Annotated in this window: 14 protein-coding genes; 3 read left to right on the top strand and 11 right to left on the bottom strand. The window is 73.1% G+C overall.

All coding sequences use genetic code 11. From position 1 onward, the window contains the following. Positions 1-177 precede the first annotated feature (177 nt). Positions 178-1,215: an LPXTG cell wall anchor domain-containing protein gene (locus J2X68_RS10875; RefSeq protein WP_310432248.1), complete on the top strand. Its 1,038-nt coding sequence runs from the start codon at positions 178-180 to the stop codon at positions 1,213-1,215. 77 nt (positions 1,216-1,292) lie between these two features. On the opposite strand, the gene J2X68_RS10870 is transcribed toward J2X68_RS10875, so the two are convergent. The 8 genes from J2X68_RS10870 to J2X68_RS10835 form a co-directional block, all read right to left on the bottom strand. After that, on the bottom strand, positions 1,293-3,071 hold the full coding sequence (locus tag J2X68_RS10870) for a GMC family oxidoreductase (RefSeq protein WP_310432247.1): 1,779 nt from the start codon (positions 3,069-3,071) through the stop codon (positions 1,293-1,295). 94 nt (positions 3,072-3,165) lie between these two features. After that, a complete protein-coding gene (locus tag J2X68_RS10865; RefSeq protein ID WP_310432246.1) occupies positions 3,166-4,809 on the bottom strand; it encodes a succinic semialdehyde dehydrogenase in 1,644 nt (547 codons plus the stop codon). A gap of 122 nt (positions 4,810-4,931) precedes the next feature. Further along, positions 4,932-7,079 (bottom strand): protein kinase domain-containing protein, encoded by a 2,148-nt coding sequence (locus J2X68_RS10860; RefSeq protein ID WP_310432245.1) that lies wholly within the window; start codon positions 7,077-7,079, stop codon positions 4,932-4,934. Positions 7,080-7,366: 287 nt separating this feature from the next. Next, positions 7,367-8,980, bottom strand: coding sequence for a serine/threonine-protein kinase (locus J2X68_RS10855; RefSeq protein ID WP_310432244.1), 1,614 nt, complete (start codon positions 8,978-8,980; stop codon positions 7,367-7,369). Positions 8,981-9,072: 92 nt separating this feature from the next. Then, positions 9,073-10,716, bottom strand: coding sequence for a serine/threonine-protein kinase (locus tag J2X68_RS10850; RefSeq protein ID WP_310432243.1), 1,644 nt, complete (start codon positions 10,714-10,716; stop codon positions 9,073-9,075). 71 nt (positions 10,717-10,787) lie between these two features. Further along, entirely contained in the window at positions 10,788-12,479 is a 1,692-nt protein-coding gene (locus tag J2X68_RS10845; protein WP_310432242.1) for a protein kinase domain-containing protein, read from the bottom strand. Between the two features lie 148 nt (positions 12,480-12,627). Beyond that, positions 12,628-15,345, bottom strand: a complete 2,718-nt coding sequence (locus J2X68_RS10840; protein ID WP_310432241.1) for a protein kinase — start codon at positions 15,343-15,345, stop codon at positions 12,628-12,630. Between the two features lie 175 nt (positions 15,346-15,520). Then, the gene (locus J2X68_RS10835) at positions 15,521-17,695 is read right to left on the bottom strand and encodes a serine/threonine-protein kinase (RefSeq protein ID WP_310432240.1); all 2,175 of its coding nucleotides are present in this window, start codon (positions 17,693-17,695) and stop codon (positions 15,521-15,523) included. Between the two features lie 253 nt (positions 17,696-17,948). On the opposite strand from J2X68_RS10835, the gene J2X68_RS10830 reads away from it, so the two are divergent. Beyond that, complete coding sequence (locus tag J2X68_RS10830) at positions 17,949-18,989, top strand: serine hydrolase domain-containing protein (protein WP_310432239.1); 1,041 nt, start codon at positions 17,949-17,951, stop codon at positions 18,987-18,989. A 566-nt stretch (positions 18,990-19,555) separates the two neighbouring features. Here the strand turns inward: J2X68_RS10830 and J2X68_RS10825 are convergent. Then, positions 19,556-21,262 carry a glycerol-3-phosphate dehydrogenase/oxidase gene (locus J2X68_RS10825; RefSeq protein WP_310432238.1) on the bottom strand — a complete coding sequence of 569 codons (1,707 nt, stop codon included), beginning with the start codon at positions 21,260-21,262 and terminating at the stop codon, positions 19,556-19,558. Positions 21,263-21,628: 366 nt separating this feature from the next. Between J2X68_RS10825 and J2X68_RS10820 the strand changes: the two genes are divergently transcribed. Next, positions 21,629-22,837, top strand: coding sequence for a nucleotide sugar dehydrogenase (locus J2X68_RS10820; RefSeq protein WP_310432237.1), 1,209 nt, complete (start codon positions 21,629-21,631; stop codon positions 22,835-22,837). 225 nt (positions 22,838-23,062) lie between these two features. On the opposite strand, the gene J2X68_RS10815 is transcribed toward J2X68_RS10820, so the two are convergent. Together J2X68_RS10815 and guaB are read right to left on the bottom strand one after the other, a co-directional pair. After that, positions 23,063-24,187 carry a GuaB3 family IMP dehydrogenase-related protein gene (locus tag J2X68_RS10815; RefSeq protein WP_057602914.1) on the bottom strand — a complete coding sequence of 375 codons (1,125 nt, stop codon included), beginning with the start codon at positions 24,185-24,187 and terminating at the stop codon, positions 23,063-23,065. Between the two features lie 127 nt (positions 24,188-24,314). Then, entirely contained in the window at positions 24,315-25,820 is a 1,506-nt protein-coding gene (gene guaB, locus J2X68_RS10810) for an IMP dehydrogenase (RefSeq protein WP_310432236.1), read from the bottom strand. Positions 25,821-25,874: the final 54 nt, after the last annotated feature.

Below are 25,874 nucleotides of genomic sequence, written 5' to 3'. Positions count from 1 at the left end.
CGGGGGCACGGGGGCCGAGCGAAAGACCAGGGCTCGGCAGGTGTGACGGGGACCACATAAAGATCCTGTGTGTTGCGTACAACTGTTCACAGCTTTGGCCTGTCACACCTGTCGAACCGAAGGCCACATCCCACACCCCCATGCGGAAGGCCTCCCACCGGATCGACCGAGGTCTCCATGAAGCTTCGCAGAACGCTCGTCACCATGGCCGCTACGGCCGTCATCGCGCCGCTCGCCCTGCTGTCCGCGCCCGCCGCCTTCGCGGAGGAGAGCGGTTCGCCGTCCGCGAGCACGTCCGCGTCCGACGACACCTCCGCCTCGCCGTCCGACTCGACCGGCTCGAGCGCCTCCGCCTCCGCCTCCGAGTCCGACACCACGTCCCCGTCGGCGTCCGGGTCGCAGAGCGGCAGTGCCTCCAGCTCCCCGTCCGGCGACTCGTCGCCCTCCGCGTCCGGCTCGGGCACGGCCTCCGCCAGCCCGTCGGCGAGCGAGAGCGAGGACGGGTTCGACCCGTACACGGACTGCAAGTCCTTCGAACTCGACGAGAAGCTCACCGCCCAGATCAAGGGCCTGCCGAGCAAGATCGTCGCCGGTTCCGGCTGGCACGACTTCGAGTTCGTCGTCAAGAACGGCTCCGACAAGGACCTGAAGAACGTCTACATCGACTCCTTCATGGAGTACGGCGACGACACGGACGCGTGGCTGTCCGAGGGCCTCGCCGTCATCCAGGTCAAGGAGGACGGCAAGTGGACCGACGGCTTCCAGGACTACTACGAGGACGAGGACGGCACGAAGGTCAACGTCACCGGGTCTTTCGTCGGCCTGCTCGACTCGCTGGAGCAGGGCTCGTCCGCCACGCTCGACCTGCGGGTGAAGATCAAGTCGTCCGCGCCGGCCGGCTCCTCGTTCGCGCTGAGCGAGGCCGTCTACGCGGGCAAGGACTCCGCCTGCTACGGCAACGGTGACTACTACGACGTCGAGATCCTCGCCGCGGGCAGCTCCGCGGACGACGTCGACGACGCCGAGCCGAACGGCGACAAGCCCACCGACGGCGCCAAGCCCCAGGGCGGCGCCAAGCCGATCAGCGGCAGCCTCGCCTCGACCGGTTCGAACTCGGCGCTGCCGATGATCGGACTCGTCGGCGGCGTCGCCGTGGTGGCCGGCGCCGGCGCGGTGTTCGCGGTCCGTCGCCGCAAGGTCGGCACGCACGCGTAACGCGTGACGAGAACAGCGAAGGGACCTGCGCTCGGAGGGGGGCGCAGGTCCCTTCGTCTTCGGTCCGGGCGGACCGCCTACCGCTTGGGCGGGACGGCCGGGATGCCCAGGAAGGGCAGGCGCAGCGCGCCGAACGCCTCCGCCGGCACCGCCGGGCTGACCGGCTCCACCGGCTTCAGGCGCTCGTAGGCCGTGCCCTGCGCCGGACGAGGGTCCGTCTCGCCCTTGTTCGGCCAGTACGACATCGCCCGCTCGGCCTGGGCGGTGATGGTGAGCGACGGGTTCACGCCCAGGTTCGCCGAGACCGCCGAGCCGTCGACGACCGAGATGCCGGGGTGGCCGTAGAGGCGGTGGTACGGGTCGATGACGCCGGTCTCCCGGGAGTCGCCGATCGGGCAGCCGCCGAGGAAGTGCGCGGTGAGCGGGGTGCCCATCAGCTCGCCCACGTTGGAGCCGGCGAAGCCGTTGATGTCGGCGGCGATCGCGGAGGCGGCCTCGGAAGCGGCCTTGATCTGCTTGGGGTTGGGGGCGCCGTGCCCCTGGCGTGCGGTCAGCAGGCCCCTGCCCACACCCGTCGGCTTCAGATACGTCGTCAGCGAGTTGTCCAGGGACTGCATCACCAGGCCGATGATGGTCCGCTCCGACCAGCGGCGGTTGGAGATCGAGCGCAGCAGGAGAAGCGGGTGACGGGCCGCGTTCGCGAGCCAGCCCGCGACCCTCGACGAGCCCTCCGCGTACGGCACCTGCAGGATCGACAGGCCGCCCATCGAGTTGGAACCCTTGCCGTAGCGGACCGGTTCGATGTGGGTGCTGTCGTCCGGGTGGACGGAGGAGGTGATGGCGACTCCGCGGGTGAAGTCCACCCTCTCCGCGCCGGTCACCTTGCGGTAGCGGCGGTCGTCGGTCTGCGCGCCGACCAGCGCCTCTGAGTTGGTGCGCGTCAGCTCGCCCAACCGCTCCGAGAGATAAGGCAGTTGGCCGTTCGCCTTCATGCGGTGCAGGAGCGTCTGGGTGCCGTAGGTCCCCGCGGCGAGCACCACGCGGCGGGCCTTGAAGACCCGGCCCTTCGCCTTGCGGCGGTCGTCGGTGGGAAGCGTGGCGACCGCGTAGCCGCCCTGCGAGTCGTCCGTGACCGACACGACCGTGGTCAGCGGGTGCACGACGGCGCCCGCCTTCTCGGCGAGGTGGAGATAGTTCTCGTTCAGGGTGTTCTTCGCGCCGTGCCGGCAGCCGGTCATGCACTCGCCGCACTCGGTGCAGGCCTTGCGGGCCGGGCCGGCGCCCCCGAAGTAGGGGTCGGCGACCTGCTCGCCCGGCGCGGCCTTCGTCTTCCCGTCGGCGTCCTCGCCGTCGCCGAAGAACACACCGACGGGCGCCATGTGGAAGGTGTCGCCGACGCCCATCCGCTCGGCGGCCGCCTTCAGATGCACGTCGGACGGGGTCGTCGTCGGGTTGAGCCGCACGCCCAGCATGCGCCGCGCCTGGTCGTAGTACGGCTTCAGCTCCTCCTGCCAGTCGGTGATGTCACGCCACTGGGGGTCGTCGAAGAAGGGCTTCGGCGGTACGTAGAGGGTGTTGGCGTAGTTGAGCGAGCCGCCGCCGACGCCCGCGCCGGCCAGCACCATGACGTTGCCCAGCAGATGGATGCGCTGGATGCCGTACATGCCGAGCCGGGGGGCCCAGAGGTAGTTCTTCAGGTCCCAGGAGTTCCTGGGCAGCGACTCCCGGGTGAACCGGCGGCCCGCCTCCAGGACGCCGACCCGGTAGCCCTTCTCCGTCAGGCGCAGGGCGGTCACCGAGCCGCCGAAGCCGGAACCGACGACGAGGACGTCGTAGTCGTAGGTGTCCTGGGGCACGTTTGCTCCTCTTTGAGTGTCCGTGCGGGCAGTACTGGTTGCTGGCGCTCCCGCGGCGGGGCCGCGCGTCGATGCGGCCCCGCGCGCCGGTCCCTCACCTGAGCCGGAGGGCCTTCATGACCTTCAGACTCGTGCTCATGAACCGGGCGTACTTCTCGTCGTCCATGCCCAGGGCCGGAGCCATCGGCAGGAGGCGCTGCTGGGCCACCGTCTGGGCCTCGGTGTACTTGAGGATGCCCTCGGAGCCGTGGCGGCGGCCGAGACCGGAGTCCTTCATGCCGCCCATCGGGGACTGGACGCTGCCGTAGGCCGGGGCGTAGCCCTCGTTGACGTTCACGGTGCCGGTGCGCAGCCGGGAGGCGACGTCCCGGCCGCGACGGCCGTCCTTCGTCCAGACCGACGAGTTCAGGCCGTACGGTGTGGAGTTGGCCTGCTCTACGGCCTCGTCGTCGGTCTTGAAGCGGTAGATCGAGACGACCGGGCCGAAGGTCTCCTCGGCGCAGACGGACATGGGCTCCGTGACTCCGTCGAGGATGGTCGGCTCGAAGAAGTACGGGCCGATGTCGGGGCGGGCGACCCCGCCGGCGACGACCTTGGCGCCCTTGGCTACGGCTTCCTCCACGTGCCGGGTCACCGTCTCCAGCTGACGCTCGCCCACCAGGGACCCCATGTCGGCGCCGTAGGCCAGGGAGGTGCCCAGGCGCATGGCCTTGGTGCGGGCGGCGAAGCGCTCGACGAAGGCGTCCGCGATCGACTCGTGGACGTACAGCCGCTCGATGGAGATGCAGAGCTGACCCGCCGAGGAAAAGCAGGCGCGGACCGCGCCGGCCGCGGCCTTCTCCATGTCGGCGTCATCGAGGACCAGCATGGCGTTCTTGCCGCCCAGTTCGAGGGAGACCCCGACGAGACGGGCGGCGGCGCCCTGGGCGACCTCGCGGCCGGTGCGGGTGGAGCCGGTGAACGAGACGTAGTCGGCGTGCCGGACGATCTCCGGGCCGACGACGGGACCCTCACCGAGCACGACCTGGAAGACCTCGGCCGGCAGACCCGCCTCGACCAGCAGGTCACGCGCCCACAGAGCGGTCAGACAGGTCTCCGTGTCCGGCTTCATCACGACCGCGTTGCCCGCCACGAACGCCGGCAGCGCGTCCCCGACCGACAGCTCCAGGGGGTAGTTCCAGGGGGCGATCTGGCCCACGACACCGCGCGGGTGGCGCAGTTCGGTCACCTTCGTCAGGGTCGGCATGGCGCCCGCGTGCCGCTTCGGACGGAGGTAGGCGGGGGCCTTGCGGCCGTAGTGCCGGGCGGCGACCACCACGGCCTGCACCTCCTCGTGGGCGTGCAGGCGGGCCTTGCCGGTCTCCAGCTGGATGAGGTCGAGCACCTCGGCCTGCCGCTCCAGCACCAGGTCGTGGAAGCGGAGCAGGACGGCGGCGCGTTCCCGCACGGGCGTCCTCTCCCAGACCGCCTGCGCCCTGCGGGCCGCCTCGAAGGCCTTGAGCACGTCGTCGGGCGTGGACTCGGGCAGGTCGGCCAGCTTCGCGCCGGTGAACGGCGTGTGGTTGGCGGTGCGACCGGAGCCGGTCACGCCCTTGGTGAGCTGGGCCACCAGCTCCGGGGTGACCACGTCCGCGGCGGTACGGACGCCGGTGGGGGCGGGAGCAAGGGGGTTGGTACCGGTCGTGGTCGTCCCACTGATCTCGGTGCCGGTCTTTTCCGGGGCCTGCGAGTCCGTCATGAGGCGCAGAGTATGACGTGGGGAAGACTTTGGGTACCCGCCGGTAATACGGTTTCACCGACCGCACACATGGCGCCAGCGTTCACTGGCAACAAACCTGCTGATCAGGACGTTATGCCCGGTCATTTGCCGATCTCGAGCCGATCGCGCGCCTCCTCGAACACCGCCGTGCCCTGCTTCTCCTCTGGCGTTCCCTTGGGCATGTCGACGCGCAGCTCGTACATGCGGGCGTCCGTGGTGCGGACGAACAGCTGCATGACCCGGGTCGGGGTGTCGTCCAGACCGTAGGTGGTGTCGGCGAGGGCGGCGTCGGCGCCGTGGAAGCTGGTGCGGGTGGTCTGGGTGCGCGCGTCCCGGGCCCGGCCGGCCCAGGTCTCGTGCGCCTGGGCCGCCCTGGCCATCGGGGCGGCGGGCGCCTCGTCCCACAGGCTGAGGCGTACGTCGACCGAGCCCGCCGAGTAGACGACCAGACGCGGCTGCTCCGCCGCGCCGCCCTGCCGGGCCGACTGCCGGTACCGGCTCGGGAGGGAGAGGACGGCGGCCAGTCCGGCCTCGCGGTGAGCGACCCACCGCGTCCCCGCGTCGGCGGAGGCGGAGGCGGAGGCGGAGGCGGAGGCGGAGGCGGAAAGGGACGCGGAGGAGGAGGAGGGAGCGGAGGGTTCCGTCGACGCGGAGCCCGCGTAGGTCACCGGCCGCTCCGCCGCGCCGCTGTCGGCTCCGCCGAGCCAGGCGCTCCCCCACCAGGTCCCGCCGGCGAGCAGCCCGGCGAGCACGGCCAGGGTCAGCGAGCGACGGGCCGGCGTCCGCCCGAGACGACCCGCGCCGGCCGCCCCGGGCCCGGTGGCCGGGGCCGGGCGGGGGCGCGGCCCACGGTCGTCGGCCGCCGTCGACGGTGCGCCGGGTCTCGCGGGGTCCGGTCCTGCGGGGTGCGGCCCTTCGGGGTGCGGACCTGCGGGGGGCGGTCCTGCGGCGTCCGGTCGTACCGGGTCCCGTCCTGCGGCGTCCGGTCGTACCGGGTCCGGTCCTGCGGGGTGCGGTCCTGCGGCGTGCGGTCGTACCGGGTCCGGTCCTGCCGGGTCCGGTCCTGCCGGGTCCGGTCCTGCCGGGTCCGGTCCTGCCGGGTCCGGTCGCGCCGCCGCCACGCGCACCGTGCCCGCGTCCTCGCCGGACTGCTCGCGGGCCTGCGCGTCCTGAGGCTCGGTCTCCGCGGGAGCCGCCGTCCCCCTGTCCGCGGCATCCGCCGCCTCCGCCTCCGCCTTCTCCTGCGCCTCGGCCGCAGCCCCCGTCCCGGGCTCCCCGTGCTTCCGTTCCGCGTCCGCCCCGTGCGCCCCTTGCCTCCCCTGCTCCCCGGCCGGACCCGGAGCCGGGCGGCCCTCCGCGATCGCGGCGAGGATCTCGGCGACCTCCGCCGGGTCGGGACGCTGTACCGGGTCGCGTACCAGGAGCCGTACGACGAGCGGACCGAGCGGGCCCGCCTGTTTCGGCGCGGGTGGGTCCGCGGCGACGACCGCGGCGAGGGTGGCCTCCACGGTCGTACGGCGGAACGGGGACCGGCCCTCGACGGCCGCATACAGCAGGACGCCCAGGGACCACAGGTCGGAGGCGGGGCCGCCGCCGCGTCCGGACATCCGCTCGGGCGCGACGAACTCCAGCGAGCCGACGAACTCGCCGCTGACGGTGAGGGATTCCTCGCCCTGGATGTGGGCGATGCCGAAGTCGGTGAGGACGACCCGGCCATGAGGCTGCCCCCGCTCCGGCGAAGTCGAGAGGGGCAGCGGGGGCGGCCCGAGCAGGACGTTGGCGGGCTTCACGTCCCGGTGGACGATGCCGACGGCGTGCGCCGCACGCAGGGCGCCCAGGACGGCGAGCCCGATCCTGGCGGTCTCGACCGGCTCTAGAGGACCGCGCTCCAGCACTTGGTGCAGGGACTCGCCACGGACCAACTCCATGACGATCCAGGGGAGTCCGCCCTCGGCCTCGGCGCCCGCCCCCTCCTCCACCACGACGTCGTGGATGACGACGGCGGAGGGGTGGTCGACACGGGCGGCGGCCCTGGCCTCGCGGTGCAGACGATGGGCGGCCCGCCGGTGGAAGTCGTCCTCGGGACCGCCGGGCAGCCGGGGCTGCTTGACGGCGACCTCGCGTTCCATGAGCTCGTCGCGGGCCCGCCAGACGGTCCCCATGCCGCCGGAGCCGATACGTTCCAGCAGCCGGTAACGCCCGCCCACCGTCCGGCCTTCGGCGCCGCCGGGGTCCCCGTCGTTGCTCATGCCTCCATGACTACCACGATCTCCGGCGCCCTCACCTGCCCACGGCGAACCGTCCCGATTCCGGCCGTCACACCTCCACCGCACCCGACCCGGCGAAGTGTGCCGGTATCTCCAACTCCCGCCCTTCGCCGTCTCGTTCGAGGATCGGACGGCTCCGCGCCGCCGCGAGTGCGGGGTGCGGCGGAGGCAGCTCCGCACTCGGGCGCGCAAGGCTCCCGGGTGAGCGCCCGCCACCGCCTGCCGGTGACCGGACGGGACCGGCCCGGACCGGCCCGGACCGGACGAAACTAAAGCTTGTCGATCTTCAGGTTGGCGATCGCGGTGCGGGCCACCTCGCGGCCGCGCTGAGTGAAGTCGCCCTTGCCCGGGTAGCCGATCATCAGCTTGTACATGTCTCCGCCGGTCGACTTGTAGTACAGGATCCTGAGCTCGCGCGGGGCCGGCTCCTGGGTGTCGGTGGTGGTGTACTCGACCGTGTTCCCGGCGGCCTTGCGGTCGTGGAAGGTCATGTTGTCGTCGGTCCGGGTCTTCGGCCCCTCCGGCATCTCGAGCTCGTAGCTGCCGGACTCCTTGAAGTCCCCGTCGTCGGCGTACATCTCGGCGGCCGCGGAGGCCTTGATCTCGTGGCCGGTGTCCTCGGCCTTGCGGTCCACCAGCAGGACGACCGAGATCGCGCCGCTCGGATCGGTGTAGCTGACCCAGTGCTCGTCCTCGGCGGCGTTCTTGCCGGGCTCGCCGCGCACGTAGGTGTCGGGCACCGCCAGTGTCGCGGTGACCTCCTTCTCGGGCTTCGTCGCCCAGCCGTCCGGCAGCGGCCCCGCGAACGGGTCGGCGACCACCAGGTACGCCGCAGCCGCCGCCGCGACGACCGCCGCCCCGAGACCGGTCCACACCGCGCGGCCGAGCCGCCGCCGGGCGCGCGGGACCTCCACCTCGCGTACGACCTGGGTGGGCGGGGAGACGGGCGGGTTCGCGGCGGCCTCCAGCAGGGCCCGCACCCGCGCGGCGGCCGGGCGGCGCGCCGGGTCCTTCTCCAGCAGCCCGTTGACGGCCTCGGCGAGCGGGCCCTGCGCGGCGGCGGGCGGCGCGGGGACCGCGTTGAGGACGGACTGGAGCGTGGCCGGGGTGTTGCTGCGCCGGAACGGCGAGACGCCCTCCGTCGCCGCGTACAGCACCACGCCCAGGGACCACAGGTCGGAGGCCGGGCCGGGACGCTGGCCGAGCACCCGCTCGGGGGCGATGTACTCGGGCGAGCCGACGAAGCCGCCGGTGTCGGTCAGGTTGGTCTCGCCCTCGATCTGGGCGATGCCGAAGTCCGTGAGGACGATCCGGTCGTGGCGGCCGAGAAGGATGTTGTCCGGCTTCACGTCCCGGTGCAGGATGCCCGCAGCGTGCGCCGCCTCCAGCGCGCCGAGCACCTCCAGGCCGACCCTGGCCGCTTCGCGTGCGCCGAGCGTGCCCTCCTGGAGGGCGTCGCCGAGCGAGCGTCCGTGGACCAGCTCCATCACGATCCACGGCCGGCCGTCGACGACCGCGACGTCGTGCACGTTCACCACGGCCGGATGGTCCAGGCGGGCCGCGGCCCGCGCCTCGCGGCGCATCCGCTCGAACGCGTTGGCCTGTTCACGTTCGGGAAGGTGGTCCGGGACGCGGGGTTCCTTGACGGCGACCTCGCGGTCCACCGTCTCGTCCTTGGCGCGCCACACCGTGCCCATGCCGCCGTGGCCGAGCTTGGCGAGCAGCCGGTAGCGTCCGGCGATGAGCCGCCCGACGCCGGGCTCCTGCGGCGGGGCGACCCGGACGGGTGCCGCTGCCTGCTGCTGCGGTACCGGCCTGGGCGGTTGCAGAACAAAACTCGTCGTCTCGTCGGCCTCGTGGCCGGTGCCCCCGTCGAAACTCATGGGTCCATCCATATCGCGCCAGACAGGCCGGTATCCACCGACGGCGGCCACCGGTCACAGACCCGTGACGCGCAACGTTCCTTATCTCCCGTTTAGGTCGATACGGTGAACGTGTCGACCGCGACGTCGAAGTACTCCCGCGCCTCCCGCACCTTCCCGACGGGCGCCGACACCCATACGTCGTACAGCAGCCCGCCCTCCTCCCAGCACAGGTCGTAGGTGTGCCGGGGCCCCTCCGCCGCGCTGAAGCCGTCCCAGGTGAACTCCCAGAGGGCGGCGGGGCTCCCGCCGTGGCCGGTCTCGGTGACCCGGCCGTCGTGGTAACCGGGGTTGGTGTCCGGGCCCCTGGCGGCGGCCGCCCGCATCACCGCGAGCGGGCCGCCGGCGGGCGCGGCGGCGATCTTGACGCCGAGCCGGAAGACCTGCCCCGGGGACATGTAGAAGACCCGCTCGCCCTGGGGCAGGCGGGTGAAGTCCTCCGGGACGGCGAGCGAGAAGCCGGCGGGATCCACCGCCACCCGGTAGCCGGAGGGGGCGGTGGGCGTGCCGGGGCGGTCGTCCGAGGCGGGGGACGCGGAGCCGGGCGGGGAGGACGACGCGGGCCGGGAGGAGCTGCCGGAACCGGACGGCGTGCGGGGGACCGAGGGGGACCCGGTGGGCGTGGGGCTCGCCGAGCCGCTCGCCGGGAACCCGGGCGCCGAACTCGTGGGGGTGCGCCCGCCGTCGCCGTCGCCGTTCAGCAGCAGCGCCGCCGCCGACACGCCCGCCCCCGCCATCGCGGCGACCAGCAGCGCGGCCACGAGCACGCCCCGCGTGGAACGCTCCCTGCCCGGCGGCTCCCACCGCGGCCGGGGCAGATCGGCCTGGGTCGGCGTGTATCTCGACGACACCGGCGTCGGCGTACGGCCGGTGTCCAGATAGGCGCGCAGCAGCCGCTCCGCCTCCGCGGCGCCGAGCCGCCGGTCCGGGTCGCGCTCCAGCAGCCCCCGGACGACCGGCAGCAACGGCTCGGCCTGCGGCGGTGTCCGGATATCGGCGAAGACGACGGCGTGCAGGATGCCGCCCAACGAGTCGCGGCGGAAGGGCGATTCGCCGCTCAGCGCGGTGCACAGCAGCGCGCCCAGCGACCACAGGTCGGCCTCCGCGCCGGTCCGCGCCCCGGACATCCGCTCCGGCGCGGTGTACTCGGGCGAGCCGACGAACGACCCGGTCTCGGTGAGCGTGGTGGCGCCCGCGACCTGCGCGATGCCGAAGTCGGTGAGGACGACGCGGTCTCCGTCGCCTTCGAGCAGGACGTTGGCGGGCTTGATGTCCCGGTGCAGGATCCCGGCCGCGTGCGCGGCGCGCAGGGCGCCGAGCAGGGCGATGCCGATCCGGGCCGCCTCGGCCGGCTCGATCGGACCGTGCGCGGCGATCCGGTCGGCCAGCGAGCCGCCGTCGATCAACTCCATGACGATGTACGGGCGTTCGCCGTCCTCGACGACGTCGTGCACGACGATGATGTGCGGGTGGCTCAGCTGGGCCACCGCGCGGGCCTCGCGCAGTGTCCGGTCACGGCGGCCACGCGCCTCCTCGTCGGAGAGCGTGTCGTCCTGGGTCAGCTCCTTGACGGCGACCCGCCGTCCGAGCAACTGGTCGGTGGCGCCCCACACGACGCCCATGCCTCCGCGTCCGAGTCTCGCGTCCAGCCGGTAACGGCCCGCGATGACCCGAACGCCGTCCCCCTCGGTCCCCATGGGCCCATCATGCCCCACCGGACGTCACGCCTCCGGGGCGCCGTCCGGCCAACTACCGGGACGGGCGAACCCTACGAAGTCGACTCCCGCCAGCTCTGCAGTACGGATGTGAACTGCTTGGCCGCCTCGGTCCAGTCCTCGGCGGGCGAGGACATGTAGATCGCGTACTCGGTGCCGTCGCGGGACACATACGTCTCCTCGATCGCGCGGCGCGGCCCCGGGAACTTCGTGTCCTTGGCCAGCGCGGTCCAGGTGTACTCCCACTCGGAGCCTTCCCGGTCGCGGTAGACGTTCTTCTCCAGGGTGACCCGGTGGTAGTCGACCAGCCGCTCCAACTGCTGTTCGAGGTCGATCTGGTGCGCGTAAGGGTCGCTGAAGTCGGGGGACTTGTCGAGGGCGATCCGGAGGAAGTGCTCGCCGCCGTCGGGCGAGTAGTCGATCTGCTTGAGGTCGCCGTCGTCCTGGAACACCTCCCGCTCCCAGCCCTCGGGGAGGGAGAGCCCGAAGCCCAGCGGGTCGTCGATCTTCTCCCAGGTGTCGGCGCCCTGCCCACCGGGGGTGCTCGTCCCGGAGGGGGCGCTCGGGCTCGGCGAGGTGGACGCCGACGCGGACCCGCCGTCGCCCTGCCGGCCCTCGTCCCACTTCTGCCACGCCACCGCCGTACCCCCGCCGACCAGCGCGGCGAGGACGACGACGAGGGCCAGCACCCGACGACGGCGCCGGGGCGGCTGGGCCGGCCGGGTGGCCGGGCCGAGGTGTGTCGGGCCCACGGCGGTCGCGGCGGTCGCCGGGTGACCGGGTACGGGTGTCGCGGCATCCGGCGCCACCGGCACGTACGCGGTGCCGGCCGTCGGAGGGGAGAGCGGGTGCGGCGCGGAGCGGCGGTCCCCCGGCGTCCGGTCGGGTCCCCCGTACTGCGTCGGCACGTACGCCTGCGCCCCGCTGGGGCGTCGGCCCTCGGCCGCCTCGGCGAGGAGTTGCTCGGTCTCGGCGGTGTCGGGGCGGGCGGCCGGGTCCTTGCGCAGCAGGGCGCTGATGACGGGGCCGAGCGGACCGGCGTACCCGGGGTCGGCGGCCTCCTCCTCGACGACGGCCTGCAGCGTGGTCAGCGGCGAGGTGCGCCGGAACGGCGACCGCCCCTCGACCGCCGTGTACAGCGTCGCACCGAGCGCCCACAGGTCGGAGGACGGGCCGGGGTCCTGCCCGCGCACCCGCTCGGGGGCCAGGTAGTCGACCGAGCCGACGACCTCCCCGGTCCGGGTGATGGTGCTGTCGCCCTCGATCTGCGCGATGCCGAAGTCGGTGAGCAGGACGCGGCCGTCGTGCGAGAGCAGCACGTTGCCCGGCTTGACGTCACGGTGCAGGACTCCGGCGGAGTGCGCGGCGCGGAGTGCGCGCAGCACCCACAGGCCGATCCGGGCCGCCTCGGTGGGCTCGATCCGCCCGTCCTCCTTGACGGCGTCGGCCAGTGAGCGGCCCTCGACCAGCTCCATCACGATCCACGGACGGCCGTCGTGTTCGAGCACGTCGTGCACGGTGACCACCGCGGAGTGGTTGATCCGCGCGGCCGCGCGGGCCTCAGCCCGGGTCCGCGCCAGCAGAACCGCCTGGTCGCTCTCCGCGACGTAGAGCGCCGCCGTCAACTCCTTGATGGCGACGGCCCGGTGGAGCAGCTCGTCGTGCGCGCGCCACACGCGGCCCATACCGCCGCTCCCGATGGCGTCGGCGAGCCGGTAGCGACCCGCCAGGAGCAGGCCCTGCATCTGATTCACGTTGCCCCGCAATGCTCTTGACAGCGTCAGCCTAAAGACCGGGCAGCTTCCGGGGAACCGGCGGGGTGCCAAGGTGACAGCACTGTGACGGTTGTCGCTTCCACCACCGGGAGGGAACCGGAGGGGGCCGGACGGGCGGTCAGCCGGTGTACTGGTAGGTGGCCGACGCCTGCTCGAACAGCCGGGTGACCTCGTCGCGCTCGGCCTCCGGCCCTCTGACCTGCACGATGTGGTACCGCCCCGAGATGAGGATCGCGACGTTGCGGACGTACAGCGCCCGCCCGTCGGCGTCGGTCCAGGTGAACTGCCCCTCGGCCATGGTCCGGGCGCCCACCGTCGTCGTGCGCAGCCCGGAGGCCGTCGCCCAGCTGGAGTCGCGGTACGGCTGCAGCTCGCTCTCCTTCTCCCGCTGGTAGACCATCGGGTCGCCGCCGTTCGAGGCCGCGCTGTCGCGGCCGGGCACCACGATCAGCTCGAAGTCCCCGTGCGCGTACACGACCTGGCCGCGCCCGTTCTTCGGGGTGCGGTCCCAGCCGTTGGCCACGGCGACCCGGAAGCCGGCGTCGTCCGTGCGGACGGTGAACCCGTCGGCGACGTCCGTCCCGGACCCGCCGTTCTGCGTCTGGGTGGCCTCCGCCCCCGAGGACCCGGAGGACGGGGAGGCGCCGCCCGGTGAGGTCTGGTCGGGGCGGGGTTCGCTGCTCGCCTCGGGGGCCTGGCCGCCCTGCGACCCCGTGGCCCCGGTCCGCTGCGAGCCGTCCGTGCCGGCCGCGCCCTCCTCGTCCGCCTTGGGCATGAACATCACGGCGTAGGCGATCGCCCCGGCCAGCAGGAGCAGGATCAGCACCAGCAGCGTGCGGCCCAGACTGCGGGGGGAACCGCTCGGCTCCGGCCGGCCGCGCTTGTGCCGCCCGTGGGTGGCGGGCAGACCGGCACGCCGTCGGCGCACCAGTTCGCCCCGGCGGCGGACGATCGGCAGCCGGCGCGGATCGGTCGGCGGCGCGGCGACGACGTACGTGCCCGCCTCCGGCTCCGGCGCGGACCGCACCAGCGAGCGCAGCCAGCCCCGCAGTTCCTCGAAGTCGAGGCGCTCGGTCGGGTCCTGGCGCAGCAGCGACTCCACGACCGGCCTGAGCGGTCCGCACTCCTCGGCGAAGGCGGGCGGCTCGGCGCACACCATCTGCACCAGCTCGGCCGTCGACTCCTCCGGGTAGGGGGCGTGTCCCTGTACGGCGCGGAAGAGCAGCGCGCCGAGCGCCCACAGGTCGGTCGCGGGGCCGATCGGCGCGGCCAACTGCCAGTTCTCGTGCACCGGTCCGGCCTGTTCCGGCGCCCATCGTTCGGTGACCGGCCCGACCACGGCCATCCGCGCCTGGCGCGCCCGCTCGGCGGCCAACGCGGTGGCGGGCCCGCGCCGCGCCGCGCTCCCGGGCGCCCCGGCCACCGGCTCGTCCCACCGGGACCCGCCCCGCGCCTCGCCCGACGGCCCCTGGCTCTGCCCCTGCGCGGGCACCTGGGCGCCGGGAACGGGCGTGAGCGAAGGGTGCGGGGCCTGGGGAACGGCATACGGCGCGCCGCCCGGACCGGGTCCGGCGGCGTGGACGTGAGCGGGCTGGCCCTGGCCGTACCCGACGGGGCCGGGCACGGGGGCGCCCGAGACGCCGTAGGGGTCGGCGATCTGCCCGGGGGGACCGCCTGCCGGGGTCCCGCGGCTCTCGTCGGCCGGGGTGCGGGCGCCGGGCAGGGCCGCCCGTCCGTTCTGCTGGGCCTCCTGGGCCTCCTGCACCCGGGCGGCCGCCCGCGCTCCCGCGCGGTACGCGGCGATCGCTCCGGCGCGCGCGGCCCGGATGTCCCCACCGGTCTCCGCCGGCTCCCTGCGGGCCACCGCTCCGGACGCTGCGCCGCCATCGGACGGCTCCCCCGCCGGCACCGGCAACGCCCCGGACCCTCGCGCCTCTATGGCCGCCCGCCGGGCGGCCTCGGGATCGACCGCGCCGGCGCCGGTCCCACCGCCACCGGGGCCGATCCCGCCCGGTCCGACGCCGGCGGAACCGCCGAAGCCACCGAAGCCGCCCGGGCCACCGGGACCCGCGGGGCCGACGAGAGCGCCCGGTCCGTCCTGCCGGGGCGCCGTCGCGGAAGCCCGGGGTGCGACCGCGCTCCCGCCGTGGCCCGCGCCGCCGTTCCCGCGGCCCGCCACGCCCGGCCCGCGTTCCGTCGCGTCGGGCGCCGGGACCGGGTCGTACCCGCACAGCGCCTCTTCCGCCGCGCCGACCGCCAGGCCGGTCAACATGACCCGCCCGTCGTCGCAGACGAGGACGGTGCGCGCGGTGATGTTCCGGTGCACCCAGCCGTGACCGTGCAGCACCCGCAGCGCCATGAGCACGTCGGAGGCGACCTCGGCCGCCCGGTACGGCGTCAGGGGCTTCTCGGCGAGCAGCGCCGACAGCGGCCGTGCGGCCACCAGTTCACTCACTATCCACAGCGAGCCGCCCTCGGCGAACACGTCGAAGACCTGGTCGAGGCGCGGATGGTCGGGAATGCTCGCGGTGGCCTGCGCCGCCTCCATGGCACGCCGGACGACCGGATCGGCGGGCCGTCGCGTCCCCGCACCCACGCCCACGCCCCGGGACCCGGGGCGCCGTGCCCCGCGGTCCCGCGCCGTGAAGCCCTCGGGCAGCCCCTCGGCGTCGAGCACCTCGGCCTCGACCACCTCCGGCAACGGCACCTGGCGGACCAGGACTTCCTGTCCGCTGTAGGTGTCGAAGGCGCGCGACTCGGTGAGTTCGAACTCGTCGGAGGGCGGCAACGGCAGGCGGTATCGGTCGACGAGTACTCGACCCGCGTAGTCGTCCACGTTGCCTCCCCCGCCGCCCGGTCGGTCAATTCCGTTCGTTTCGCGTGCCGTTACAGCCGTATCCGGCCGAATAGCTGGATGCGTACGGTCCGCAAGCACTCACGATACGTGCCGGAGGCAACCCGCAAAGAGGGGATGCCAGATCTCACCCCCGAACACGGCCACCCGGCGGCCGCTACTTCTTGGGCGTGAAGGTGTTCGTCAGCGTCGTCCAGGTGGTCTGCCGCAGGTCGCTGCCCCATGCGGCGGACTTGGCCGTGTACATCAGCGCGTACCCGAGACCGTCGTTCACGACGAACCCCCGGTCGATGGTGCGGTACGCCGTCCCGCCGTCCGTGTAGGTGAACTCCCAGTCGGCCGTGTTCCAGCCGCGATAGTCCACCTTGTCTATTCGGATCTTCTTGTACTGGGAGCGCGTCATGTAGCGCTCCTGGTTCTTCCAGTCGGCGACGGGGTCGTCCTTGGGCGTGGTCGTCCAGGCGATGAGCAGCTTCTGTCCGTCGGGCCCCGTGAATCGGTCCCCCGCGGAGTCCGATGTCTGGTACTTCCATCCCGCGGGCAGGCCGATCGTGTACCCCTGACCGCCTGTGTACGGCGTCGTCGCGCTGTTCCCGGACGGGGTGGCGCCGGATCCGGCGCCACCGGCGGCGGAGGTGTCGCCCGACGCGGAACCGGAGGCCGCGGCGGACTGCGAGGCCGACGCTCCGTCCGTACGGGTCCCGCTGTCCTCGTCCTCCTTGGTGTCGGCGCTGGAGTTCGCGCTGCCGCTGGCCACCGTCCGGGAACCGCCGCCGCCCTGCGCGCCGCCGGCGGTGTCGTCGTCACCGCCGAGGGTCAGGGCCAGCACGGTTCCGAGCACCGCGAGCGCCACGACCACGGCGATGATCACCAGCGTCCGCTTGGGCACCACATCGGTCAGCGGCGCCCTGGGCACGGATCGCGGCGGCAGATCCGGCGGCGTCATCACGGGCCAACCGGAACTCCGCCCGCCACCCCCGCCGCTGCCCCCCGAACCACCGGCGCCGGAAGCAGCACCGGCTCCCGCAGCCGCCTCCGAGCCGGAACGCGCCGCCGGCACGGACGCGGACGCCTGCGCCGCACCGGACACCGGCCTGGTCGCCGACCCGGCCGCCGAGGCGGACGCCGACCCCGTCGCGCCCCGGGAAGCCGGGGCCGCGGGCTCGGCGGGCGAAGCGGCCGCGGAGGCGGTGGTCCCGGCGCCACGGGCCGCACCACCCCGCTGCGCCTCGCTCCCCCGCGTCTCGGTCGCGCCCACGGAACCCGAAGCGCTCGCGCCGTTCGCCGACTTGGCGCGGGCCGCGGCCGCCGAGGTCGCGGCGCCCGCCGCGACGGCGGCCTTGCGCACGGAGCGGAACGCGCCGCGCAGCTTCTCGCCCGCCTCCGCGCCAGCCGAGTTCCCCCTGCCTCCGGCGCCGTCCGGCAGCGCCGGCAAGGGCACGACCCTCGTCGCGTCCATCGGCTCCGCCTGCCGCGGCTCGGGGGCGTGCAGCACCGCGTTGAACATCGCCCGCGCACCGGCGTCGTCGAGCCGTCGCGCGGGATCCTTGGTGAGCAGGCCGTAGATGACGTCCCTCAGCGGACCCGCGTTCTTCGGCTCCTCCAACTGCTCGGTCATCACCGCGGTGAGCGTGGCGATCGCCGAACCCTTGTCGTACGGGGGCGAGCCCTCGACCGCCGCGTACAGCAGACCGCCGAGCGACCACAGGTCGGCCGCGGGACCCGGCTTGTGACCGCGGGCCCGCTCCGGGGAGATGTACGAGGGCGCGCCCACGAGCATGCCGGTGGAGGTGATCGACGGGTCGCCCTCGACCTGCGCGATGCCGAAGTCGGTGAGCACGACCCGGCCGTCCTCGGCGATCAGCACGTTCGACGGCTTCACGTCACGGTGCAGGATGCCCTCGCGGTGCGCCGAACGCAGCACGTCGAGGATGGCCAGCCCGACCTCCGCCGCACGCTTCGGCTCCAGCACGCCGTCCTCACGGATGACCTCGGCGAGCGACTTGCCCTCGACGAGTTCCATCACGATCCACGGCCGGTCGTCCTCCTCGACCACGTCGAAGACCGTCACCGCGCTGTTGTTGCGGATCCGCGCAATGGCCTTGGCCTCGCGCAGCGTCCGGGTGATCAGCCGGCGCTTCTCGTCCTCGTCGATGTTCCCCGGGAACCGCAGCTCCTTGACGGCGACCGTGCGTCCGAGGGTCTCGTCCTCGGCGCGCCACACCGTCCCCATGCCGCCGCGGCCGAGTACATCTCCCAGCCGGTACCGCCCGGCGAGGAGACGTGCGCTCTTGTCCTGACGGGATGCTCCCGCCCGCTCCGCCTCCGACATGCGTCCCCTCATGCAACCCGCCCTGACAGAGCCTCCATTGTCCCTCACCCGACAAGTGCCCGACGCCCAGGGTGCCCCTCACCGCCTCCCGACCGCACACAGGAGCGGCGCATTCCGGCCAGAAGGTGCAGCACGCTCCGGCCACGGCACCCCCACGAGCCCCTTTCGTGATGCGGGGACCCGATGAACGAAGGCACGACCGGCCCTGGATGATGAGCCTGCCGGGCGAGGAGAGAAGAAGGGAGGACCCGTGATGCGACCGCTTCGGAGCTTGGCCGTACCCATGGCCCTCACATTCCTCGGCCTGTTCGCGGCCGGTTCACAGGCGGCGCCCGAACCACCCACGGACTCCCTCCTCCCGCTCCTCCTCACCCGGGGCGAGGCGCCCGCCGCCGCCCTGCTGGCCCGTGAGGAGACCGGCACCCGCTACGCGGAGACCGGCCCGGGCGTCTCCCGGTCCGACCACTTCCGGGCCGGCAGCATCACGAAGACCTTCCTCGCGACCGTCGTGCTCCAACTGGCTTCCGAGCAACGGCTGTCGCTGTCCGACACGGTGGAGTCGCACCTGCCGGGCCTGGTGCGCGGAGCGGGCAACGACGGGCGCGCGCTGACCCTGCGTTCCCTGCTCACCCACACCAGTGGCCTGTACGACTTCACCCGGGACACCGAGGGCACCGTCCCCGTCCTCCCGCTCCAAGCCGTCCGTATCGCTGTCACCCACCCTCCGGCCGACCGCGGCCGCTTCGCCTACTCCAACACCAACTACGTCCTGCTCGGCCTCGTGGTCGAGCAGGTCACCGGCCGCTCGTACGCCACGGAGGCGGAGCGGCGGATCATCACTCCCCTGCGTCTGACGGGCACCTCCTTCCCCGGCTCCCTGACCTCTCTGCCTTCCCCGCACGGCCGCGCCTACGACCCGGACGGGACCGACGTCACCGCACTCGACCCGCGGGTGGCCGGGGCCGCGGGCGAGCTGGTGACCACGCTCACCGACCTGAACCGCTTCTACGCGGCGCTGCTCGGCGGCGAACTGCTGCCCCCGCGCCTGCTGCGCGCGATGCTCGACACCCGTACCGCACGCGGCTCGTACGGCATGGGCCTGTTCCCCGCGAAGCTTCCGTGCGGCGTCACGGTGTGGGGGCACAACGGCCGGATCTCGGGCAGCTACGTGCGCACCGCGGCCACCCTCGACGGTCGGCGTGTCCTCACTTTTCGGGTGAACACGACGGCGATCGCAGACCCCGCCCTCGAACCGGCCTTGCTCGCCGCCGAGTTCTGCCCTCGCAATCCGTAGAACGATCCGACACCGAACGGATATCCCGCATCACTACACCCGTTCGAGTGAAACGCCCCTGCGAAAGCGGAGGGCGGGGGCGGGGGCGGGGGGAGGTGGGGCGGGGGGAGGTGAGGTCGAGGGCGGAGGCGAACGCCGAGGCGGGCGCGGAGGCGGGGCGGGGGGGGAGGTGAGGTCGCGGGCGGAGGCGAACGCCGAGGCGGGCGCGGAGGCGGGCGCGGAGGCGGGCGCGGAGGCGGGCGCGGAGGCGGGCGCGAAAAAGGGTCCGGGCCTGGACCTGACCCGGACTTGGCCGGAGCCGGAGCCGGAGCCGGACAAGGCTGCGGGCCGGAGCCGAACCCGACCCGCACCTCGACACGAACCGAACCCGAACCCGGACCCCGACCCGGCCGGACCGGAACCGGGGCCCGCATCCGGGCGGCTGCACCCGGGCCGGACCCGAGCGGGCCCCAACGGGACCGTGCCCCAGGGCCGGGCCGGACCCAGGCCCAGGCCGGGCCCGGGCGCCCGCCGGACGCGCCCCGACCTGACCGACCCGACCCGACCTGCGAGCCCGCGAGGGGGTGTCAGCGGGGCACGATGTCCGGCGCTCCCAGGCGGGCCGCGTCCGCCGTCAGGTCGTCGGGCTGGCGCTGGGACTCGCGCTCGGCCTCGACCCGCTTCTCGTAGTGCTGGACCTCGCGTTCGATGTGGTCCTTGTCCCAGCCCAGGACCGGCGCCATCAGCTCGGCGGCCTCACGGGCGCTGCGCGTGCCGCGGTCGAAGGTCTCGATGGAGATCCGGGTGCGGCGCGTCAGGACGTCGTCCAGGTGCCGTGCTCCCTCGTGGGAGGCGGCGTAGACGATCTCGGCGCGCAGGTAGTCGTCGGCGAACTGGAGCGGCTCACCGAGCGTCGGGTCGGCGGTGATGAGGTCCAGCACCTCCTCCGCCATCGCCCCGAAACGGTTCAGCAGATGCTCCACCCGCACCACGTGCAGGCCGACCCGCGCGGCGATCCGCGCCCGCGCGTTCCACAGCGCCCGGTAGCCCTCCGCGCCCATCAGCGGCACGTCCTCCGTGACGCAGTCGGCGACCCGCTGGTCGAGCCCGCGCACCGCCTCGTCGACCGCGTCCTTCGCCATCACCCGGTAGGTCGTGTACTTGCCGCCCGCCACCACCACCAGGCCCGGCACCGGATGCGCGACGGTGTGCTCCCGCGAGAGCTTGCTGGTGGCTTCGGACTCGCCGGCCAGCAGCGGCCGCAGCCCGGCGTAGACGCCCTCGACGTCGTCGCGGGTCAGCGGCACCCGCAGGACGGAGTTCACATGCTCCAGCAGGTAGTCGATGTCCGCGCTGGAGGCGGCCGGATGGGTCTTGTCGAGGTCCCAGTCGGTGTCGGTGGTGCCGATGATCCAGTGCCGGCCCCACGGGATGACGAACAGCACGGACTTCTCGGTGCGCAGGATCAGACCCGAGGAGGAGCTGATCCGGTCCCTCGGCACGACGAGGTGGATGCCCTTGGACGCACGGACGTGGAACTGCCCGCGCTCCCCCACCATCGCCTGGGTGTCGTCGGTCCACACACCCGTGGCGTTGACGACCTGCTTGGCGCGGACCTCGTACTCCCCGCCCCCCTCGACGTCCTGCACGCGCGCGCCCACGACGCGTTCGCCCTCGCGCAGGAAGCCGGTCACCCGCGCGCGGTTGGCCGCCTTGGCCCCGTAGGCCACGGCGGTACGCACGAGGGTGGCGACGAAGCGGGCGTCGTCCATCTGGGCGTCGTAGTACTGCAACGCCCCGACCAGCGCCTCCTTCTTCAAGGCGGGGGCGACGCGCAGGGCGTGACCGCGGGTCAGGTGGCGGTGCGTCGGCAGGCCCCGGCCGTGTCCGCGGGCCATGGACATCGCGTCGTAGAGCGCGACGCCCGACCCGGCGTACAGCCGCTCCCAGCCTTTGTGCTGGAGCGGGTACAGGAAGGGCACCGGCTTCACCAGGTGCGGGGCGAGCCGCTCCAGCAGCAGCCCGCGCTCCTTCAGCGCCTCCCGCACGAGCGCGAAGTCCAGCATCTCCAGGTAGCGCAGGCCACCGTGGATCAGTTTGCTGGACCGGCTGGACGTGCCCGACGCCCAGTCGCGCGCCTCGACCAGTCCCGTGGACAGACCGCGCGTCACGGCGTCGAGGGCGGTGCCCGCGCCGACCACGCCGGCTCCCACCACCAGCACGTCCAGCTCCCGCTCGGCCATGGCTGCCAGTGACTCGGCTCGTTGTGCCGGCCCCAGTGTCGCTGTCCTCACCACTGCCTCCCGCTGTAGGTCGCGCCGGCCGCACCCTCAGGGCGAGATCCGGTTCGTATCCCTCATGCCCAAATTCTGACCGCGATGCCCGGCTTCAGCCACCACTCGCCCCCAGCCTGTGGACAACTCTCACGGAACCCGACACGGCCTTCCGGAAAACACAGGCGGCGACACGGCCGGTCACCGCCCGCCGACACGCCTCCCGGAACACCACACGCGCCGGTCGATCGACACAAAGGCCAACACAGTCGATCAATCCCACATAACGGTCATATTTACTCCTAGTCTGACATTGCGCTCGTCCACTCTGTCCACCGGGCTTGCGCACCTGTCCCACCTCGGTTACTGGGAAGGACGGCATACGCCATGCCCGCAGATCTCGCCGTCATCGGACTCGGCCCGTTCGGCCTGCCCCTGGCCCAGGCCGCCGTGGCCGCCGGAATCCCCACCATCGGCTACCGCACCGGCCCCGAGGCCGGCTCGCTCAGCCCCGCCGAACTGCGCCGGATGCTCTCGGGAGGCTTCCGGCCCGCCACCAACCCCGCGGAGCTGGGCCGGGTGCGCACCGCCGTCATCTGCGCCCCCACCCCGCGCGACGCGGACGGCGGACTCGACCTGAGCCAGCTGGAGGCGGCCGCCCGCACCCTCGCCGGCCACCTCCGCCCGCACACCACCGTGATCCTCGAGTCGCCCGTGTACCCCGGCGCCACCGAGGACTTCCTGCGGCCGCTGCTCGAGGAGACCTCCGGCCTCCGCGCGGGCCGCGACTTCCACCTCGCCTACTCACCCAGCCGGGTCGATCCCGGCAGCCGCGCCTTCAACCCGGCCAACACCCCGAAGGTCATCGGCGGCCTCACCCCCGCCTGCACCGAGTCCGCCGCCGCCTTCTACGGCCGGCTGACCGACAAGGTGGTACGCGCGCGTGGCCTGCGGGAAGCCGAGACCGTGCAGCTCCTGGAGACCAACTTCCGGCACGTCAACATCGCCCTCGTCAACGAGATGGCCGTCCTCTGCCACGACCTGGGCGTCGACCTGTGGGACGTCGTCCGCTGCGCGGAGACCAAGCCCTTCGGCTTCGAGGCCTTCCGTCCCGGCCCCGGCGTCGGCGGCCACTCCGCGCCCCTGGACCGCACCGGCCACCCCGGCAGCCCGCTGCGCCTGGTCGAACTGGCCCAGCAGGTCAACAACCGCATGCCCCGCTACGTCGTCCAGCGCGCCGCCGCGCTCCTCAACGAGCACGGCAAGTCGGCACGGGGCGCGCGCGTGCTGCTGCTCGGCGTCACCTACAAGCCCGACCTCGCCGACCAGCAGAACACCCCCGCGCGCGAGATCGCGGTCCGCCTGATGGAGCTCGGCGCGGCCGTCAGCTACAACGACCCGCACGTCCCGTCCTGGAGCGTCCTGGACCGCCCGGTGCCGCGTGCCGACTCCCTCTACGAGGCCGCCGCCGACGCCGACCTGACGATCCTCCTCCAGCAGCACCGGACGTACGACCTCCAGGGCCTGTCGGTGAAGGCACAGCTGCTGCTGGACACGCGGGGCGCCACCCCGACGGGGGCAGCGCACCGGTTGTGAGCCGGGGCCCGCACGGCCGCCCCGGGCTCCGGGCACCGGGGCGCCGCCCCGGGACGCTCCCGCCCGCGACCCCTGACCAGCCCGGTTCCGCCTCGAACGCGACCGCGCGCCCCCGTCCCGCGCCACTGGCCCCGACGCCCGCGGGGAGGGGTGAGGGGCGTGCGAGAGGGGCCGGCCATCTCACCCGAGTGAGTCGACCGGCCCCTGCCGACGTGGAAAAAACGCCTAGCGCCGGTGCACCGAGTCCGCGACCGTCACCTCGACACGCTGGAACTCCTTGAGCTCGCTGTAGCCGGTGGTGGCCATGGCGCGGCGCAGGGCGCCGAAGAGGTTCATCGAGCCGTCGGGCGTGTGCGAGGGGCCCGTGAGGACCTCCTCGATGGTGCCGACCGTGCCGAGGTCGACCTTCTGCCCGCGCGGCAGCTCCTCGTTGACCGCCTCCATGCCCCAGTGGTGGCCACGGCCCGGCGCGTCGGTCGCGCGCGCGAGCGGCGAGCCCATCATCACCGAGTCGGCGCCGCAGGCGATCGCCTTGGCCAGGTCACCGGACCAGCCGACGCCGCCGTCCGCGATCACGTGCACGTACCGGCCGCCGGACTCGTCCATGTAGTCGCGGCGGGCCGCCGCCACGTCCGCGACCGCCGTCGCCATCGGGACCTGGATGCCCAGCACGTTGCGCGTGGTGTGCGCCGCGCCGCCGCCGAAGCCGACCAGGACGCCCGCCGCGCCCGTGCGCATCAGGTGCAGGGCCGCCGTGTAGGTGGCGCAGCCGCCGACGATCACCGGCACGTCGAGCTCGTAGATGAACTGCTTGAGGTTCAGCGGCTCGTGCGAGCCGGACACGTGCTCCGCGGAGACGGTCGTGCCGCGGATGACGAAGATGTCGACGCCCGCGTCCACGACGGCCTTGGAGAACTGGGCCGTGCGCTGCGGGGAGAGCGCGGCCGCGGTGACCACGCCCGAGTCGCGCACCTCCTTGATGCGCTGCCCGATCAGCTCCTCCTTGATGGGAGCCGCGTAGATCTCCTGGAGGCGGCGGGTCGCGGTCTGCGCGTCCAGCTCGACGATCTCGTCGAGCAGCGGCTGCGGGTCCTCGTGCCGGGTCCACAGGCCCTCGAGGTTGAGGACGCCGAGGCCGCCCAGCTCGCCGATGCGGATGGCGGTGGCCGGGGAGACGACCGAGTCCATGGGGGCGGCCAGGAAGGGCAGCTCGAACCGGTAGGCGTCGATCTGCCAGGCGATCGAGACCTCCTTCGGGTCCCGCGTACGGCGGCTGGGGACGACGGCGATGTCGTCGAAGGCGTACGCCCGGCGGCCGCGCTTGCCGCGCCCGATCTCGATCTCAGTCACGTGTGTGGCCTTTCCCTGATGCGTTGCAGCGTCTTCCAGTATCGCCGACGGGTACGCCAAGGGCGGCCCCGGAGTCTCCGGGACCGCCCTTGGCACGCCGTGCGCGCGCTTCACGCGCGCGTGAGGGTCACTTGCGGCTGTAGTTCGGCGCCTCGACCGTCATCTGGATGTCGTGCGGGTGGCTCTCCTTGAGGCCCGCGGACGTGATCCGGACGAAGCGGCCGTTGTCCTGGAGCTCCGGCACGGTCCGGCCGCCGACGTAGAACATCGACTGGCGCAGACCGCCGACCAGCTGGTGGACGACGGAGGACAGCGGACCGCGGTAGGGCACCTGGCCCTCGATGCCCTCGGGGATCAGCTGTTCGTCGGAGGCGACGCCCTCCTGGAAGTAGCGGTCCTTGGAGAACGACTTGCGCTCGCCGCGGGTCTGCATGGCGCCCAGGGACCCCATGCCGCGGTAGGACTTGAACTGCTTGCCGTTGATGAACAGCAGCTCGCCCGGCGACTCCTCGCAGCCCGCGAGCAGCGAACCCAGCATCACCGTGTCGGCGCCCGCGACCAGGGCCTTGGCGATGTCGCCGGAGTACTGGAGGCCACCGTCGCCGATGACCGGGACGCCGGCCTCCTTGGCGGCGAGCGCGGCCTCGTAGATGGCGGTGACCTGCGGGACGCCGATGCCGGCGACCACGCGGGTGGTGCAGATGGAGCCCGGGCCGACGCCGACCTTGATCGCGTCGGCGCCCGCGTCCACCAGGGACTGGGCGCCGTCGCGGGTGGCGATGTTGCCGCCGATGACGTCCACACGCGTGTGGTTCGACTTGATCTTGGCGATCATGTCGCCGACGAGCCGCGAGTGGCCGTGGGCGGTGTCCACGACGATGAAGTCGACGCCCCGCTCGATGAGGGCCTGGGCCCGCTCGAAGGAGTCGCCGGCCACGCCGACGGCGGCGCCGACCAGCAGACGGCCCTCGGCGTCCTTCGCGGCGTGCGGGTACTTCTCCGCCTTGACGAAGTCCTTGACCGTGATGAGGCCCTTGAGGACGCCCTCGTCGTCGACCAGCGGAAGCTTCTCGATCTTGTGCTTGCGCAGCAGCTCCATGGCCTCGACGCCGGAGATGCCGACCTTGCCGGTGACCAGCGGCATCGGCGTCATGACCTCGTGCACGCGGCGCGTGCGGTCGGTCTCGAAGGCGATGTCGCGGTTGGTGACGATGCCGAGCAGGCGCTTGTTGCCGTCGGTGACCGGGACGCCGCTGATGCGGAACTTGCCGCAGAGCGCGTCGGCCTCGGCGAGCGTGGCCTCCGGGTGGATGGTGATCGGGTCGGTCACCATGCCGGACTCGGAGCGCTTCACGAGGTCGACCTGGTTGGCCTGGTCCTCGATCGAGAGGTTGCGGTGCAGAACACCGACGCCGCCCTGGCGGGCCATCGCGATCGCCATGCGCGATTCGGTGACCTTGTCCATGGCGGCGGACAGGAGCGGGATGTTCACCCGCACGTTCTTGGAGACGTACGAGGCGGTGTCGATCTCGTCGGGAGCCATGTCCGACGGGCCCGGCAGCAGCAGCACGTCGTCGTAGGTGAGCCCGAGGGTCGCGAATTTTCCGGGCACTCCGTCGACGTTGGCAGTCATGACACCTTCCCCAAATGGCCTTGATCGGTGCGGATGTCCATGCTAACGGGAAGC

It is taken from the genome of Streptomyces sp. 3330, from assembly GCF_031456635.1.
Lineage (GTDB): Bacteria > Actinomycetota > Actinomycetes > Streptomycetales > Streptomycetaceae > Streptomyces.
Note: the sequence above shows the minus strand (reverse complement) of the source record. Positions and strands in the feature narration are given on the sequence as shown.

Excerpts from the sequence above, each read along its gene's own strand:
- J2X68_RS10875 (WP_310432248.1), top strand. The coding sequence starts at position 178 with ATGAAGCTTCGCAGAACGCTCGTCACCATGGCCGCTACGGCCGTCATC.
- J2X68_RS10865 (WP_310432246.1), bottom strand. The coding sequence starts at position 4,809 with ATGACGGACTCGCAGGCCCCGGAAAAGACCGGCACCGAGATCAGTGGG.
- J2X68_RS10860 (WP_310432245.1), bottom strand. The coding sequence starts at position 7,079 with ATGAGCAACGACGGGGACCCCGGCGGCGCCGAAGGCCGGACGGTGGGC.
- J2X68_RS10855 (WP_310432244.1), bottom strand. The coding sequence starts at position 8,980 with ATGAGTTTCGACGGGGGCACCGGCCACGAGGCCGACGAGACGACGAGT.
- J2X68_RS10850 (WP_310432243.1), bottom strand. The coding sequence starts at position 10,716 with ATGGGGACCGAGGGGGACGGCGTTCGGGTCATCGCGGGCCGTTACCGG.
- J2X68_RS10845 (WP_310432242.1), bottom strand. The coding sequence starts at position 12,479 with ATGCAGGGCCTGCTCCTGGCGGGTCGCTACCGGCTCGCCGACGCCATC.
- J2X68_RS10835 (WP_310432240.1), bottom strand. The coding sequence starts at position 17,695 with ATGTCGGAGGCGGAGCGGGCGGGAGCATCCCGTCAGGACAAGAGCGCA.
- J2X68_RS10830 (WP_310432239.1), top strand. The coding sequence starts at position 17,949 with ATGCGACCGCTTCGGAGCTTGGCCGTACCCATGGCCCTCACATTCCTC.
- J2X68_RS10820 (WP_310432237.1), top strand. The coding sequence starts at position 21,629 with ATGCCCGCAGATCTCGCCGTCATCGGACTCGGCCCGTTCGGCCTGCCC.
- guaB (WP_310432236.1), bottom strand. The coding sequence starts at position 25,820 with ATGACTGCCAACGTCGACGGAGTGCCCGGAAAATTCGCGACCCTCGGG.